This is a genomic window from Prauserella marina (genome assembly GCF_002240355.1).
Lineage (GTDB): Bacteria > Actinomycetota > Actinomycetes > Mycobacteriales > Pseudonocardiaceae > Prauserella_A > Prauserella_A marina.
Genome location: NZ_CP016353.1, coordinates 2483014 through 2498254 on the forward strand (window position 1 = coordinate 2483014; position 15241 = coordinate 2498254).

The 15241-nt window shown below is 67.3% G+C and carries 14 protein-coding genes; 9 read left to right on the forward strand and 5 right to left on the reverse strand.

Translation table 11 applies throughout. The features are described from left to right. Positions 1-53 precede the first annotated feature (53 nt). Together BAY61_RS11510 and BAY61_RS11515 are read left to right on the forward strand one after the other, a co-directional pair. Positions 54-2183, forward strand: coding sequence for a S9 family peptidase (locus BAY61_RS11510; protein ID WP_420848728.1), 2130 nt, complete (start codon positions 54-56; stop codon positions 2181-2183). Next, positions 2180-3133 (forward strand): LLM class F420-dependent oxidoreductase, encoded by a 954-nt coding sequence (locus BAY61_RS11515; protein ID WP_091798727.1) that lies wholly within the window; start codon positions 2180-2182, stop codon positions 3131-3133. The genes BAY61_RS11510 and BAY61_RS11515 overlap by 4 nt, the downstream gene beginning before the upstream one ends. On the opposite strand, the gene BAY61_RS11520 is transcribed toward BAY61_RS11515, so the two are convergent. From BAY61_RS11520 to BAY61_RS11535, 4 genes are all read right to left on the reverse strand, one after another. Beyond that, positions 3117-3497 (reverse strand): nitroreductase family deazaflavin-dependent oxidoreductase, encoded by a 381-nt coding sequence (locus tag BAY61_RS11520; protein ID WP_091796937.1) that lies wholly within the window; start codon positions 3495-3497, stop codon positions 3117-3119. The two genes, BAY61_RS11515 and BAY61_RS11520, sit on opposite strands and share 17 nt — an antisense overlap. Positions 3498-3580: 83 nt before the next feature. Then, positions 3581-3958: a fluoride efflux transporter CrcB gene (crcB, locus tag BAY61_RS11525; protein WP_091798730.1), complete on the reverse strand. Its 378-nt coding sequence runs from the start codon at positions 3956-3958 to the stop codon at positions 3581-3583. Next, positions 3958-4296, reverse strand: coding sequence for a DUF190 domain-containing protein (locus BAY61_RS11530; protein WP_091796939.1), 339 nt, complete (start codon positions 4294-4296; stop codon positions 3958-3960). The genes crcB and BAY61_RS11530 overlap by 1 nt, the downstream gene beginning before the upstream one ends. Beyond that, positions 4296-4757 carry a fluoride efflux transporter FluC gene (locus BAY61_RS11535; RefSeq protein WP_091796941.1) on the reverse strand — a complete coding sequence of 154 codons (462 nt, stop codon included), beginning with the start codon at positions 4755-4757 and terminating at the stop codon, positions 4296-4298. Before BAY61_RS11535 ends, BAY61_RS11530 begins: the two co-directional genes overlap by 1 nt. A gap of 35 nt (positions 4758-4792) precedes the next feature. Between BAY61_RS11535 and BAY61_RS11540 the strand changes: the two genes are divergently transcribed. Further along, entirely contained in the window at positions 4793-6760 is a 1968-nt protein-coding gene (locus tag BAY61_RS11540) for an aconitate hydratase (RefSeq protein ID WP_091796943.1), read from the forward strand. An 18-nt stretch (positions 6761-6778) separates the two neighbouring features. On the opposite strand, the gene BAY61_RS11545 is transcribed toward BAY61_RS11540, so the two are convergent. Beyond that, entirely contained in the window at positions 6779-8395 is a 1617-nt protein-coding gene (locus tag BAY61_RS11545; protein WP_091796946.1) for an ABC-F family ATP-binding cassette domain-containing protein, read from the reverse strand. Positions 8396-9106: 711 nt separating this feature from the next. Between BAY61_RS11545 and BAY61_RS11550 the strand changes: the two genes are divergently transcribed. From BAY61_RS11550 to BAY61_RS11575, 6 genes are all read left to right on the forward strand, one after another. Then, entirely contained in the window at positions 9107-10312 is a 1206-nt protein-coding gene (locus BAY61_RS11550) for a C4-dicarboxylate TRAP transporter substrate-binding protein (RefSeq protein ID WP_091796948.1), read from the forward strand. Between the two features lie 34 nt (positions 10313-10346). Next, a complete protein-coding gene (locus BAY61_RS11555; protein ID WP_170140033.1) occupies positions 10347-10892 on the forward strand; it encodes a TRAP transporter small permease subunit in 546 nt (181 codons plus the stop codon). Continuing rightward, entirely contained in the window at positions 10876-12345 is a 1470-nt protein-coding gene (locus tag BAY61_RS11560; RefSeq protein WP_091796952.1) for a TRAP transporter large permease, read from the forward strand. Before BAY61_RS11555 ends, BAY61_RS11560 begins: the two co-directional genes overlap by 17 nt. An 89-nt stretch (positions 12346-12434) precedes the next feature. After that, entirely contained in the window at positions 12435-13757 is a 1323-nt protein-coding gene (locus tag BAY61_RS11565; RefSeq protein ID WP_091796954.1) for an aromatic ring-hydroxylating oxygenase subunit alpha, read from the forward strand. Further along, positions 13754-14272, forward strand: coding sequence for an aromatic-ring-hydroxylating dioxygenase subunit beta (locus tag BAY61_RS11570; RefSeq protein WP_091796956.1), 519 nt, complete (start codon positions 13754-13756; stop codon positions 14270-14272). The genes BAY61_RS11565 and BAY61_RS11570 overlap by 4 nt, the downstream gene beginning before the upstream one ends. Then, entirely contained in the window at positions 14272-15240 is a 969-nt protein-coding gene (locus BAY61_RS11575) for a quinone oxidoreductase family protein (protein ID WP_091796959.1), read from the forward strand. Before BAY61_RS11570 ends, BAY61_RS11575 begins: the two co-directional genes overlap by 1 nt. The last annotated feature ends 1 nt before the right edge of the window (position 15241 follow it).

Consider the following 15241-nt stretch of genomic DNA (forward strand, 5'->3'; position numbering starts at 1 on the left):
TTCGTTGCGCATCGCGGCCTGCTGCCCGGCGATTCGTTGCATCGCGTGGCGTGATGGCGCCGGTGAGGGGCCTTCTGCAAGAGTGGGGCCTCGTGACCGACGATCTCTCCTTCCTCCGCACGCAGGCCCGTACCCAGCGCTTCACACTGGGCGCGCCGAAGGAATTCCGGGTCGCGCCCGACGGCTCGCACGTATTGTTCCTCAGGGCCGAGTCCGGCTACGACCGGCGCAACAGCCTGTGGTCGGTGGACCTGGCTTCCGGAGCGGAGTCGAAGGTGGTCGACGCCGCCGCGCTGCTGTCCGGCGAGGAGGACCTCCCTCCGGAGGAGCGGGCCCGCAGGGAGCGAGCGAGGGAAACCTCGGGTGGTGTCGTCGGCTATGCCGTGGACGACGCGCACACCGTCGCGGCGTTTTCGTTGTCCGGCAAGCTCTACACCGCCGACCTGGCAACGGGCACGAGCACCTTGCGCGCCGAACGGGCGGTCGTCGACCCGAGGCCGGATCCCACGGGCAGGCACGTCGCCTACGTGAGTGAGCGCACGCTGCGGGTACTGAACCTCGCCACCGGCCAGGACAGGGCGCTGGTCAGCGAGCACGCCGACAACACCGAGAACGTCGCATGGGGACTGGCCGAGTTCATCGCCGCCGAGGAGATGAGCAGGGTCAGGGGCTACTGGTGGTCGCCGGACGGGCAGCGCGTGCTGGCCGAGCGCAGCGATCGCTCCGAGGTTCCCCGGTGGAACATCGCCGACCCCGCGCGGCCGGAAGCACCGGTGAACACCGTCGCCTACCCGGCGGCGGGAACCACCAACGTGTCCGTTTCGCTGTCGCTGCTCGGCCTCGACGGTTCCCGGGTCGACGTCGAGCAGGGCGACTGGGAGTACCTGGTCGCGGTGCACTGGTCGGCGGGCGGCCCGCCGCTGATCGCCGTGCAGCCTCGCGACCAGCGCGCGCTGCGGTTCTACGCGATCGACGTCGCCGATGGCTCGACTTCCTTGCTGCACACCGAAACCGACCCGGACTGGGTGGAGATCGTCCAGGGTGTTCCCGCGTGGACGGCCGACGGCAGGTTGGTGCACGTCAGTTCGGCCGACGGCGCCTACCGGCTCGTCGTTGACGGCAAACCGGTGACCGGGCCCGAATTGCAGGTGCGGTCGGTGGTGCACGTCGGTGACGAGGTGCTGTTCACCGCATCCGATTCCGATCCGACGCAGATCCACGTCTACCGCACCGAGCGCGATTCGGTGATCCGGGTATCCACAGTGGACGGCGTGCACATCGGTGCCGGTACCGCCGAGGTCACCGTGTTGTCCTCGTGGAGCCTCGAATACAGCGGGCCGAAGGTCGTGGTGTCGCGCGACGGTTCGCCCGCCGTGTCCATCGCATCGTCCACAGTGGATCCGGGGATCGTCCCCGAACCGGTTTGGCTGACCCTGGGGGAGCGGGGGCTGCGCGCCGCGTTGCTGCTGCCGGCCGGCTACGAGCGGGGCAGCGGAACCCTTCCCGTTCTCCTCGACCCCTACGGCGGCCCGCACGCGCAGCGCGTACTCCAGAGCCGCAACGCGTTCCTGACCTCGCAGTGGCTCGCCGACCAGGGATTCGCCGTGCTCGTGGTCGACGGAAGGGGAACGCCGGGAAGGGGTCCGCGCTGGGAGCGTGAGGTCGCGAGGGAACTCGCCGAGGTCACCCTCGCCGACCAGGTCGACGCGCTGCACGCCGTCGCGGCGGAGGTGCCTGACCTCGACCTCGGCAGGGTAGCCATCAGGGGCTGGTCCTACGGCGGCTACCTCGCCGCGCTGGCCGTGCTGCGCAGGCCCGACGTCTTCCACGCCGCGGTCGCGGGCGCGCCGGTCACCGACTGGTCGTTGTACGACACGCACTACACGGAGCGCTACCTCGGGCATCCCGAGCACGAACCGGACAGCTATCGCCGCAACTCGGTCATCGAGGACGCGCCCGGCCTGCGTGCTGCTTTGCTCATCGTGCACGGACTCGCCGACGACAACGTGTTCGTCGCGCACGCGCTGCGGTTGTCCTCGGCGTTGCTGGCCGCGGGCAAGGCGCACACGTTCCTCCCGCTTGCCGGTGCGACGCACATGACGCCACAGGCCGAGGAGGTCGCGGAAAACCTGATGCGCATGCAGGTCGAGTGGATCGGCAGGGAACTGGAGGCGCGGCGATGAGCAGGTGGGGGATCACGATCCCGCTCACGGGAGTGCCGCTGCCCCGGCACCGCGAACTGATCGAGTCGTTGCCCGGCCTCGGCTACACCGACGCGTGGACGGCGGAGACGGCGGGCACCGACGCGTTCTCGCCGCTGTTGCTGGCCTCGCAATGGGCGCCGGAACTGCGGCTGGGCACCGCGATCGTGCCGGTCTACACGCGAGGGCCCGGCCTGCTCGCCATGAGCGCGGCGACGCTCGCCGAATGCGCTCCTGGCCGGTTCGTGCTCGGGATCGGCACGTCCTCGCCGGTGATCGTGCGCAACTGGAACGCGGCCGAGTTCACCGACCCCTACGCGCGGACCCGCGACACCCTGCGTTTCCTGCGATCCGCGCTGGCCGGGGAGAAGGTCACCCAGGACTATCCGACGTTCTCCGTCGAGAAGTTCAAACTGGAGCGTGCCCCGGAAACGGCCCCGCCGGTGATGCTCGCCGCGCTGCGGCCGGGGATGCTGCGGCTGGCCGCGAAGGAAGCCGACGGCGCCATCACCAACTGGCTCGCTCCCTCCGACGTTCCGGCGGTGAGGGCCGAGACCGGGCCGGATCTCGAACTCGTCGCCCGGATTTTCGTGTGCCCCACCGAGGACGCCGATGCCGCGCGCTCGCTGGGCAGGCTGCTGATCAGCAGTTATCTCACGGTTCCCGTGTACAGGGCCTTTCACGACTGGCTCGGAAGGGGCGAACGGCTCGCGCCCATGCACGAGGCGTGGGCGGAAGGCGATCGCAAGCGGGCCAACGAGGTCATCCCCGACGAGGTCGTCGACGACCTGATCGTGCACGGCAGTCCCGCCCGCTGCCGCGAGCGCATTAAATCCTATGTGGACAACGGGCTGACGACGCCGGTGATCTCGGTGCTTCCCACTGGCGGCGACCCGATCGACCAGGTGAGGGCACTCAGTCCTTCCGCGTGAGGAAGAGGAAATCGGTCACGCCGACCAGACCGAGGAAGTGCCGGATGCCCGGCGGCATCGCGGAGCGCTCCTCGTCGTGCACGAGCCGTGGCGCGGTGAGGGTGATGTCCTTGCCCCTGGTGCGGATCTCGCATCCGTTCGCGGCGAGCACGTTCTTCACCCAGTCGGCGCCAGGGCCGTAGGTGAGCGCGACGACGTACCCCTCGCTCGTGCGGAACACGTTGAGCGGGATGCGATATGCCGTGCCGGATTTGCGTCCTTTGTGGGTCAGGATGGCGAATCCGGGAAGCGATCCCGCGAACGGGCCGAGCACGCGGTTGGTGACGACTTTGTTGAAGCGGGCGACGCGCTTGGGTAGTACCACGAGTGCCTCCTCGGAAAAATTCTTCGCGTGATGAATTACGTTCCATGGTGGCACCGCGAGCCCGCCGATGGCAAGCCGGGACGTCAGTGGCCCCACAGCGCGACGGCGGTGACCAGCCCTGCCGTACCGGCGCCGAACCCGGCGAACACCGTGATCACGACATTCGCGATGGCATAGAGCCGGGCCCGGTCGGCCAGCAGCCGGACCGTTTCGTACCCGAACGTCGAGAACGTGGTGAGCGATCCGCACAACCCGACACCGACGAGCGCCTGCACCGCATCCGGTCGGCCACCGGCGAGCGCCCAGCCCGCCAGCACGCCGAGCACCGCCGAACCGGCCACGTTGACCGTCAGCGTGCCCCACGGAAACGCCGAATCGTGGCGGCGCTGCACCCCGCGATCGACGAGGAACCGCAGCACCGCGCCCACCGCGCCGCCCAGCACGATCAGCAGCGCCGTCATCACTCCCGCCTGCCGACGTAGCGGATCACGTCCACCTCGTCGAGTGTCACGAGTCCTTCGCCGATCAGCTCGTCGAGCTGGGGCAGGAACTCTCGTACGCGGTCGGGTTCGTCGACGATGACCACCACGACGGGAAGGTCCTCCGACAGCGAGAGCAACCGGGTCGTGTGGATCAGCGAACTCGCGCCGTAGCCTTCGATGCCGCGTAGCACCGAAGCTCCAGCGAGCCCGGCGTCCCTCGCCCTGCGCACGATCTCGTGATAGAGCGGAGCGTGCTGCCACGTGTCGTCCTCGCCCAAGTACACCGTCACCCGCAGCGCGCGGCCTGACAAGCGCATCACACACCTCCGTGCTGGTTCTCGGTTTCTCGCCGGACCATGGATCGCCTGCCGAAGCCGTGCAGCACCCTTCGGGTTAGCAGCATTGAAGCCACGACGGCAACGAGCGAGGCGGCGACGCTGGCCAGCGCGTAGGCGATGGCGATTCCGGCGTTTCCGGCCATCACCGACTCGATGGCGTCGACGACGCAGGTGGAGAACGTGGTGAAACCGCCGAGGACGCCGATCCCGAGAAAGGGCCGCAGCAGCCGGTGCGGTCTCGCGGAGTCGGTGATGACCACCATCAGCGCGCCGATCAGCAGGCAGCCGGTGATGTTGGTCAGCAGGGTCGCCACCGCGAAGCCGCCTTCCGGATGCGGAATGGCCTCGGCGAGACCGTATCTCGCGAGGCTGCCGAGCCCGCCGCCGACCGCGACCACGAGCAGCACGTCCCAGTGCGCGCCGCGTGTCATGTCCTCCATGATTGCTCACGCGTGCCCGTGGGTAATCCGCAGCCATGCCACGGACCGTCGCACAACACCTGATCGCGGACCATCTCGTGAGTGGTGACCTGCGGCCGGGAACCGAGATCGGACTGCGCATCGACCAGACCTTGACCCAGGACGCCACCGGAACCCTCGTCATGCAGGAACTGGAGGCGATGGGGCTGGACCGGGCGCGGACCGAGGTCAGCGTCCAGTACGTCGATCACAACCTGTTGCAGGCAGACGAGAAGAACGCGGAGGACCACGAGTTCCTGCGTTCCGCCTGCCGCCGTTACGGGCTGTGGTTCTCCAAGCCGGGCAACGGTGTCTCGCACCCGACGCACATGCAGCGATTCGGGATTCCCGGCAAGAGCATGGTCGGCTCCGATTCGCACACCTGTGCCGCCGGATCGCTCGGCATGCTCGCGATGGGGGTCGGCGGGCTGGAGGCCGCGCTGGCGATCGCGGGTGAACCGGTGTACGTCAGGATGCCCGAGATCTGGGGCGTCCGGCTGACCGGCGAACTACCCCCGTGGGTGTCGGCCAAGGACGTCGTGCTGGAGATGTTGCGCAGGCACGGAGTGAAGGGCGGGCTCAACCGCATCATCGAGTATCACGGCCCCGGCGTGGCGACCCTGACCGCGATGGACCGGCACGTGATCGCCAACATGGGTGCCGAACTGGGCGCCACCACCACGGTTTTTCCCTCCGACGGCGCGGTGGCCGCGTTTCTCGAAGCAGAGGGAAGGGCGGGCGATTTCGTCGAGATCGTTGCCGACGAGGGCGCCGTATTCGACGTGGAGGACCACATTGAACTGTCCGCTGTGGAGCCGCTGATCGCGATGCCGTCCGCTCCGGACAACGTCGTCCTGGTGAGCGAGGTCGCCGGAACCGGCATCTCCCAGGTGGTGATCGGTTCCTCGGCCAACCCCGGACTGCGGGATTTCGCGATCGCGGGCCGGATCGTGCGGGGGCGGCAGACCAGCGACGCGGTGAGCTTCGACGTCAACCCCTCGTCGCGGGAGATCTTCGCCGACCTGACGAAGCTGGGCGTGACGTTCGACCTCATCTCGGCGGGGGCGCGGATCCACCAGGCCGGCTGCATGGGCTGTATCGGCATGGGCCAGGCTCCGGCGCAGGGAAGCAACTCGCTGCGCACGTTTCCGCGCAACTTCCCCGGCCGGTCCGGTACCGCGGAGGATTCGGTGTGGTTGTGCTCGCCGGAGACGGCGGCGGCCTCCGCGCTGACCGGCGTCATCACCGATCCGCGTGACTTCGCCGAGCGCTCCGGTCTGGAATGGACCGGCCTCGGGCTGCCGTCGAAGGCGACGATCAACACCGACATGCTAGTCCCGCCGCTTCCGCCGGACGAGGCGAAAGCCACGCAGCTGGTGAAGGGCCCCAACATCTCGTCGCTGCCCGAATTCCCGCCGCTTCCGGGTGAGCTGAGGGGACCTGTGTTGCTGAAACTCGGCGACAACGTCTCGACCGACGAGATCTCCCCCGCGGGGGCGCGGGCGCTGCCGTTCCGCTCCAACGTCCCGAAGCTCGCCGACTTCACCTTCACCCGGATCGACGAGACTTACCCTCGCCGGGCCCGCGAGAACGGCGAGGAAGGACATTTCGTCGTGGCGGGCGACAACTACGGGCAGGGCTCGTCACGGGAGCACGCCGCGATCACCCCGCGTCACCTCGGCCTGCGTGCCGTGCTCGCCAAGTCCTACGCGCGGATCCACTGGCAGAACCTCGCCAACTTCGGCATCCTCGCGCTGGAATTCACCGACCCGGCCGACTACGACCGCATCGAGCGCGAAGCCGTGCTCGTGCTGCGCGATCCGCGCGGCCAGCTCGCGGGCGGCACGGAGATCACCGTGCACAACGAGACGCGCGACGAGGACTACCGGCTACTGCACCGGCTTTCCGGACGGCAGGTGGAGGCGGTGCTCGCCGGAGGGCGCATCCCGCTGCTGGCGAGGGCGGGGCGGCGCACCGGCGGCTGACGCCCCGGGGCCGCGCGGTCACCCCGTCTCCGTCAGCGCGCCTCCTGCCAGCCGCAACCAGCGGCCCACCCCGATCTCGGAAAGGAACACGTCGTCGTGGCTCACCACGACGAACGCGCCACGGTAGGCGTTGAGCGCGCTGGTCAACTGAGCCGTGCTCGCGAGATCGAGGTTGTTCGTCGGTTCGTCGAGCAACAGCAAGTGCGGTGCGGGTTCCGCGCACAGCACGCACAATAGCGTCGCGCGCAGCCGTTCTCCGCCGGAGAGCGAGCCAAACGGAATGTCGGCGCGGTCTCCGGTGAACAGGAATCGGGCCAGCAGGTGCATGGTGTCCGAAGCCGAGCGCTCCGGCGCGAACGCGCGCAGGTTGTCCGCCGTCGACCGAAGGGGATCCAGCAGGTCCAGCCGCTGTGACAGATAGGCGATCCTGCCCTCGGCCCTGGTCATGACGCCGTGCTCCGGTACGAGGTCACCGCTGAGGACCCGGAGCAGCGTCGACTTTCCCGCGCCGTTGTCGCCGGTGAGGGCGATGCGCTCGGGGCCGCGGACGGCGAGATTCAGACCCTCGTCCGCGAACAGCGCGCGGCCGTCGTGGCGTACCCGGATGTGCTCGCCGAGGAACACCGTCCTGCCCGAGGGCACCGTGGTGTCCGGAAGGGACAGCGCGATCGTCTTGTCGTCACGCAAGGTCCTCGCCGCCTCGTCGAGTTTCGCCTTCGCCGACTCCACCCGTTTGCCGTGCGTGTCATCGGCCTTCGCCGCGGTCTCCTGCGCCCTGCGCTTGTGCATGCCCTGGACGATCTTCGGCAGATCGGTGTTGGTGCGGGCGCCCGTGCTCGCCCTGCGGGCCGCCCGCTCGCGCGCCTGCTGCCGTTCCCGCTTCTCTCGTTTCAGGTCTTGTTCGGCGTTGCGGATGTTCCGCTCGGCCACCTCGCGTTCCGAGCGCAGCACCGCCTCGTAGGCCGAGAAGTTGCCTCCGTACAGGTTGAGCGTTTCCTCGTCGAGTTCGGCGATCTGGTCCATCAGGTCGAGCAGCGCCCTGTCGTGCGACACCAGCAGCAAGGTGCCCTTCCACTCGGCGACCACCGCGTGCAGGCGCCGCCGCGCCGCGCGGTCGAGGTTGTTGCTCGGCTCGTCGAGCAACAGTACGTCGGGCTGTTTCAGCAGCTGCGCGGCGAGACCGAGCGTGACGACCTGGCCACCGCTGAGCGTGCCGAGGCGCCGGTCGAGCGTGACGTCATCGAGGCCGACCCTGGCGAGCTGCGCGATGGCGCGTTCCTCGATGTCCCAGTCGGAGCCGATGGTCGTGAAGTGCCGCTCGCTCGTGTCGCCCCGCTCGATCGCCGCCAGTGCGTGGACGACCGGAGCGATCTCCAGTACGTCGGCGACGGTCGGTTCGCCCGACAACGGCAGCGTCTGCCGAAGGTAGCCGAGGACCCCCTCCACCGACATCGAACCACGCCGTGGCCGGTACTCACCGGCGATCAGTTTCAACAGGGTGCTCTTGCCCGCGCCGTTGGGGCCGACGAGGCCGGTGCGGCCCTCACCGATGGTGAAGCTCAGATCCTCGAAGACGGGGGTGCCGTCCGGCCAGGAAAAGGACAGATTCGTGCCGATGATGGCGGTTTTGGACATGTGAGAGCTTTCGTGCGCGCGGTGGGCACGGTGTGGCCCACGAGGGCGAAAAGGGGGAGTGGACGGCAACGACTCGTAGCGGTGCCGTCGTGTCGAGGGCACCGCTGGTCGAGATCCGGATCACCCGGAGATGTCGTCCTCAGCCAGCATGGGCCGATTACTCCCTGAGACTCTCTGTGTCAAACCGTGCGCCCTCGACGATACCAGTCGGCCCAGAGCTGGTGCGGCCTGCGCGCCGGGAGTCCCTTTCGGCGCCGGAACATCGCAAGTCAATGGTTGAACCTAAGTGGCGGTTGGATGCGTGTCAAGACGCTGATCGCGCTGCCGTCGCGGAGCGTATTCGGTGTGGTTGAGCAGAAAACGATGACGTTCAGGCCGGACTCCGGCACGGCGTTGACACGCCGACACGACCGTGTTCCAATCCATAGGTCCAGCCTTTGAAACATTGAGCGTGTCGTGCCGCCGCGAGCAAGCTCTGTTTTTCTCGTTGCGGGAAACCGATTCGGCGAGCCGGTCCGGTCGCCGGAACACAACGACGTACTTCCGAAAACGGTCCGCACGGGCGCGGGCCGCATGCCGTCACGAGCCTTTCGCACCCGGTGATGACAGGAGGTCGGTTTCTCCGAAGCGGCTCGGCGACGGCGCTTCATCCCGGTGACCGTTCTCCACGCGAGGATCGTCACCGCGTCAGGGACCTGAAAGGCATTGCCAATGAAGTCGATTGTCGGACCGTCCCGTCCTGTTACCGCGATCGCGGCGATCATGTGCTGCGTTCTCGTCTTCTCCGGCTGCGCGGGCGGTCACCGGATCACGGGTGACAGCCTCGCCGAGCTGCGGCCAGTGACCCTGCGGGTCGCCAACTTCACGGCCGCCTCCGCCGACGGGCCGTTCAACGCGTTCGCCGCCGAGGTCGAACGCCGGACCGGCGGAAAGATCACTTTCGAATCGTATTGGGGTGGAAGCCTGCTCACCTCCGAGGAGATGGCGCAGGGAGTACGCGGCGGGATCGCCGACATCGGCATGTTCGGTCCCGAGAAATACCCTTCGGAATATCCGATGAGCAACTGGCTCACCCACCTCAACTCGCTGGTGGAGCCACGCGACCCACTCGGCCTGATGCAGGGATTCGCCGCGATCACGGAATTCGTGCTCACCGACGAGGTGCTCACCGAATACTTCCGCGAACGCGACCTCAAGATCCTCTTCACCTACACGCCGATCACGAACTATCACCTCGCCTGCAAGACGCCGGTGCGCACGCTGGAGGAAGCCCGGGGCAAACGAGTCCGCAGTGGAGGGACGTTCACCGACGGCGACATCGAGGCCATGGGGATGGTTCCGGTGAACCTCCCCACCGGCGACATCTACGAATCGTTGCAGCGCGGCGTGATCGACTGCACCGTCGCCATGCCGAAGTTCATGGTCGCCTACGGCATTGCCGAGGTCGCCAAGCACTACACCGAGGTCTCCATCACGGGCTATTCGCAGTACCAGGTGATGAACCTCGGCGTGTGGGAGAGCCTGCCACCCGACGCGCAGCGGGCGATCACCGATTCACTCGGAACCTGGTACGAACACCTGCTGACCGAGGAGGGAATCGGCTACCAGCGCGAGTTGTACGCCGAGGCCCCCGCGAAATACGGCGTGCGGTTCCATCAACCGGCGCCGGACATGGTCGAGGCGGTCAGAACCGAGCAGGCCGCCGCCGTCGCGGAGCTTCCCTCGGTGGCGCCGGAAGGACTTGCCGACCCGCACGCGGCGATCGAGCGTTACCGCGCGGTGCTGGACGACTGGAAGGCCCGGCTCATCGCGATGGGCTACGCCGACCCCGCGCTGTCCGATCCGGACGCCGAGATCGACCTCGGCCCCTATCTCACCGAGGTCGAGCGCACCGTTTTCGACCGCTACCTCCGTTAGGGCGGGTCTGATGACAACAGCTGAGGAGAATCAGGTGGACACTCCTGCTTCCACCTCCGCGCCACCGGCGGCGAAGAGCCGGCGCGCGCTGCGATGGACTCTCACCGGTTGCGCCACCGCCGCCGGAGGCATGTCGCTGTTCATGGCACTGCACATCGGGGCCGACGTCACCGCACGCAACATCGGCGGAGGACCGCTTCCCGTCACCTTGGAGATCACCCAGAACTGGTCGATGGTCCTGATCGTCATGCTCGCGATGGGCTACGCGGAGCTGACTGGCGAACACATCAGGGCGACCGTGTTCAGCGGGCGGCTTTCGCCTGCGGGCAAACGAAAATCCGAGCTCATGGTCAAGGTGGTCGCGTTCGCCGTCGTGGTCGTGCTGACCTATTACTCGATCTTGTCAGCGGTGTTCTCGGTCGAGGTCGGGCAGGTCGCCGTCGGCGCGGTCCCCATTCCGGTGTGGCCGGTCAAAATCCTGCTCGTACTTGGCTTCGTGTTGTTCGCACTGCAACTGCTCGTATCCATTGTCGATCTGCTGACCAAGCGACAGGGGAACACCGATGACCCGGACCGTTGATCCCGTCGCGGCCAAGAAGCCGGGGACCGTACTGGATTCCGCCTACTGGGCGGTGGCCGCGCTCGCCGCGGTGACCGGCCTGCTGCTCGTCGTCGTGCCGGCCTGGCCGGCTCAACTCGCCGGATTCGCCGTCGTCGTGATCGCGATCCTGATGCTGATACTGGGAATCCACGTCGGCATCGCGATGATGAGCGCGGGCGCGCTCGGCATGTGGAATCTCGCCGGGGCCGACGCCGTCGCCGTGACGTTCGAGGACGTCGCGTTCAGCGAGTCGGCGAGCTGGAGTCTTTCGGTCGTCCCGCTGTTCGTGCTCATGGGTGTCGCGATGGGACGGTTCAACCTGACGGGCAAGTTGTTCTCCGCCGCGGAACACTGGTTCGGCAGGGTACCGGGCGGACTCGCGGTGTCGACGAACCTCGCCGGTGCCGGGCTCGCCGCGGCAAGCGGAAGTTCGATCGCGATCTCCTATGCCCTCGGCAGGACGACCATCCCGGAGATGCTGCGCGCCGGGTACAAACCCTCACTGGCGACCGGCGTCGTCGCCGCGTCGGGCTCGCTGGGCATGCTCATCCCGCCCAGTGTCGTGCTGGTCATCTACTCCAGCGTCACGCAGACGCCCGTCGGCCCGCAGTTGCTGGCCGCGCTCGTGCCGGGAATTCTGATGGCGGTCGGTTACACCGTCATGATCATGATTCGCTGCGCGCTCGATCCCTCGCTCGGGCCTCGCTCCGAGCGCGAGTTCGGCTGGCGCGAGCGGTTCGCGTCCCTGCGCAACGTCGTGCCCGTCGTGCTGATCCTGCTGGTGATCATCGGCGGCATGTACTCGGGGTTGTTTACGCCGACCGAGGCCGGTGCGTTCGGGGCGCTGGCGGCGATCGTGCTCGGCTGGTTGTTCGGTGGAAACCGGAAAGCGCGGCATTTCGCCACGACCATGCTCGTCTCGTTCAGGGAGACCGCCTCGGGTGTGGCCTCGATCTTCCTGCTGTTGATGGGTGTTCACGTACTCACGAGAGCGGTGACGCTCAGCGGAATCGCGGACGCGCTGACCGAGGGCATCGTGTCGCTGGGGTTGTCGAGGATCGGCTTTCTGCTGCTGCTCGTCGTCGCGTTCTTGATCCTCGGCATGTTCATGGACGGGCTGGCGATCATCTTTCTCACGGTTCCGATCCTGATGCCGGTACTGGAAAGTTTCGACATCGATCTGATGTGGTTCGGGGTCTTCATCGTGATCCTCGTCGAGCTGGCGATGATCACGCCGCCGATCGGAGTGCTGAGCTACATCGTCCATCGCATCAGCCAGAATCCCGACGTCAATCTGGGTACCGAGGTGCGGCTTTCCGATGTGTTCAAGGGAATCGTGTGGTTCGTGGCCGTCGGCGCGATCCTGTTGCTCGCGCTGATCTTCTTCCCAGACCTCGCGTTGTGGCTGCCAGGAAACTCCTCCGCTCAATGACGCGCACCCAAAGGACCAACCATTGACATTCGCGGGGGACCGAGCGACGATGAACAAGCCAACGGCCACGGATCGTGAGAGGAGCTCCGATGGAGCGGTTCGCCCCTGAGTCGAGTCGGGTGGCCGAGGTGACCAGAATCGCGCCGAGGGAAACCGAGTTCGTCAGAGACCTGCGCGGGCCCAACAGGTTCCTCGTCGCCAGGTCGGCTTTCACCTCGGACACGGTGCTGGAGGCCGAGAAGGAACGGGTCTTCTCCGCCTGTTGGATCTACGTAGGTCACGAATCCGAAATCCCCGAGCCGGGGGACTTCGTGGCGCGCGAGGTGGCCGGACGGCCGGTGTTGTTCACCCGCAACAGGGAAGGCCGGTGCAGGGTACTGCTCAACTCGTGCTCGCACCGGGGAGCGGAAGTGTGCAGGAAGCGAAGGGGAAACCAGCGCCGGTTCCGCTGCTTCTACCACTCCTGGTCGTTCTCCAACGACGGTGAGCTGGTGTCGATGCCGGACGAGGACGGGTTCCCCGAGGGTTTCCGCAAACAGGACCACGGGCTGGCGACACCGCATGCAGTGGATTCCTATCGTGGCTTCGTCTTCGCGACCTTCAACCCCGCGCAGGAACCGCTGCTGGACTATCTCGCCGAAGCCAGGTTCTACCTCGACCTGACCGCCGACCAGGCGCCGGAGGCCGGGATGGCGGTCACCCCCGGCACGCACGAGTACTCGATGCGATCGAACTGGAAGCTGCTCGCCGAGAACAGTTCCGACGGTTACCACGCCATTCCGGTTCACAAGACCTATCTCGACGTGCAGCGGTCCAAAGGCGACCAGATCGCGGGCAGTACCGAAAAGGACTGGAAGCAGTCGCACGCCTTCGATCTGGGCAACGGGCACACGGTGACGGTCAAGCAGGCGCCGTGGGGGCGCCCGATCGCCCGCTGGAAGCCGTCGATGGGCGAGTCCACAAGGGACACGGTGGAGCGGTCGTACCGGAAGCTGGAGCTGGCGCACGGCCCCGAGCGGGCCGAACTGATCGCCAACCTCGACTTCAACATGCTCATCTTCCCGAACCTGGTGATCAACAACATCATGGCGGTGATCATCCGTACCTTCTACCCGACGGCGCCGGGACACATGAACGTCTCGGCGTGGTCGCTTGCTCCCTCTGACGAGCCGCCGGACGCGCGCAGGGTCCGTAACGAGTCGTTCCTGTCCTTCCTCGGCCCCGCGGGGCTGGCGACGCCGGACGACAACGAGGCGCTTGAGTCGTGCCAGCGCGGTTACGCGGCGCGAAGAGGAGAGGGCTGGAACGACGTGTCGCGCGGGATGGACAAGGCCGATCCGCCCAACTGGGACGAACTCCAGATGCGCACGTTCTGGCGAAGGTGGGACGAGCTGATGGGCGGCAAGGCATGAGGCCGCCGGAAGAACACCTGCGATGGAGCTCGGAGCGGTTCGGCAGGTCCGAGGTCGAGGATTTCCTTTACCACGAGGCGCAGTTGCTCGACGCGTGGTGCCTTGAACAGTGGCGCGACCTGTTCACCGCCGACGCGCGGTATCTCGTTCCCTCGACCGACAACGCCGACGGCGACCATGACATGGACCTCGCCCTCATCGACGACGACAAGCCCGGCATCGACGGCAGGGTACAGCGGCTGATGAGTACCTACGCGCACATCGAGAACCCCAGGTCGGTAACGACCCGTTTGGTGACCAACGTGCGGTTGTGGGACGACGAATCCGGTGACCTCGGCGTGCGCTGCGCCATTCTGGTCACCAGGGCGAGGGTCGCGAGCACCACGACCTACACCGCCGACGTGCGCTATCTGCTGCGGCACCGGGACGGCGAGTTCCGGATCGCGTTCAAGAAGGCCGTACTCGGGCACCGGACGCTGCGCGATGTCGGTGGCGTGCTGTCGATCGTGTTGTGATGGGCAAGACGATGCGTGCCGCGGTGCCGGACGGGAACGGGAGTGTCGGGATCGTCACCGTCCCTGTTCCCGAACCTGGCGCGGACGAAGTACTCGTGCGGGTAGAGGCCGCCGGGATGAACAGGGCGGATCTCCTGCACGCCAATGGAAAATACGCGCAGGCCATGCGCGGTGCCTCCGCGGCGGACACGGCGGGAATGGAGTTCGCTGGCACGGTCGTCGCCGTCGGCCGCGACGCGGACCCCGGGCTGCTCGGCACCGGCGTGATGGCGATGTTTCCCGGTGCCTACGCCGAGTACGCCGCCGTACCGGCCGCGCTGCTACTGCCCGCGCCTTGCTCGCTGAGCCCGCGCGAGTGTGCCGCCCTGCCGATGGGACTGCTCACCGAATTCGACGCGCTGCGGTCACTGGCCCGGCTCGGGGAAGGGGAGCGGGTGCTGGTGACCGGAGCCGCCTCCGGTGTCGGCCTCATCGGTGTCCAGCTGGCGAAACTGCTCGGAGCCGGTTTCGTCGCGGCGGCCACCCGCGACCCGCGTAACGACGCGCTGCTGACCGAACTCGGCGCCGACGTGGTGCCGCACGACGTCGCCGAACTGCCAGGGCTGCCGGGTATCGACGTGGTGATCGATCACGTCGGGGGAGCGTGGTGTGAGGCGCTCGCCCCGGTGCTTGCCGACTCGGCGCGGGTGGTGTCGGTCGGCAGGCTCGGTGGGAGGAGGGCGATGCTCGACCTCACCGCGTTCTCGGCGAAACGGGCCACGCTGATGGGCACCACCTGGAAGACACGCGGGGTGGCCGAGGTGGCCGCGTGCGTGCGAGCCGTGCGAGCCGCCGGTGTCACCGGAGTGCGTGCCGTCATCGCTGGGAGCCACGCGCTCTCCGACATCACCACGGCATACCGGACGCTCGCCTCGGAAAGGGCGGCCGGAAAGCTCCTGATCATTCCACAACGGACGGAAGAGGTGTGAC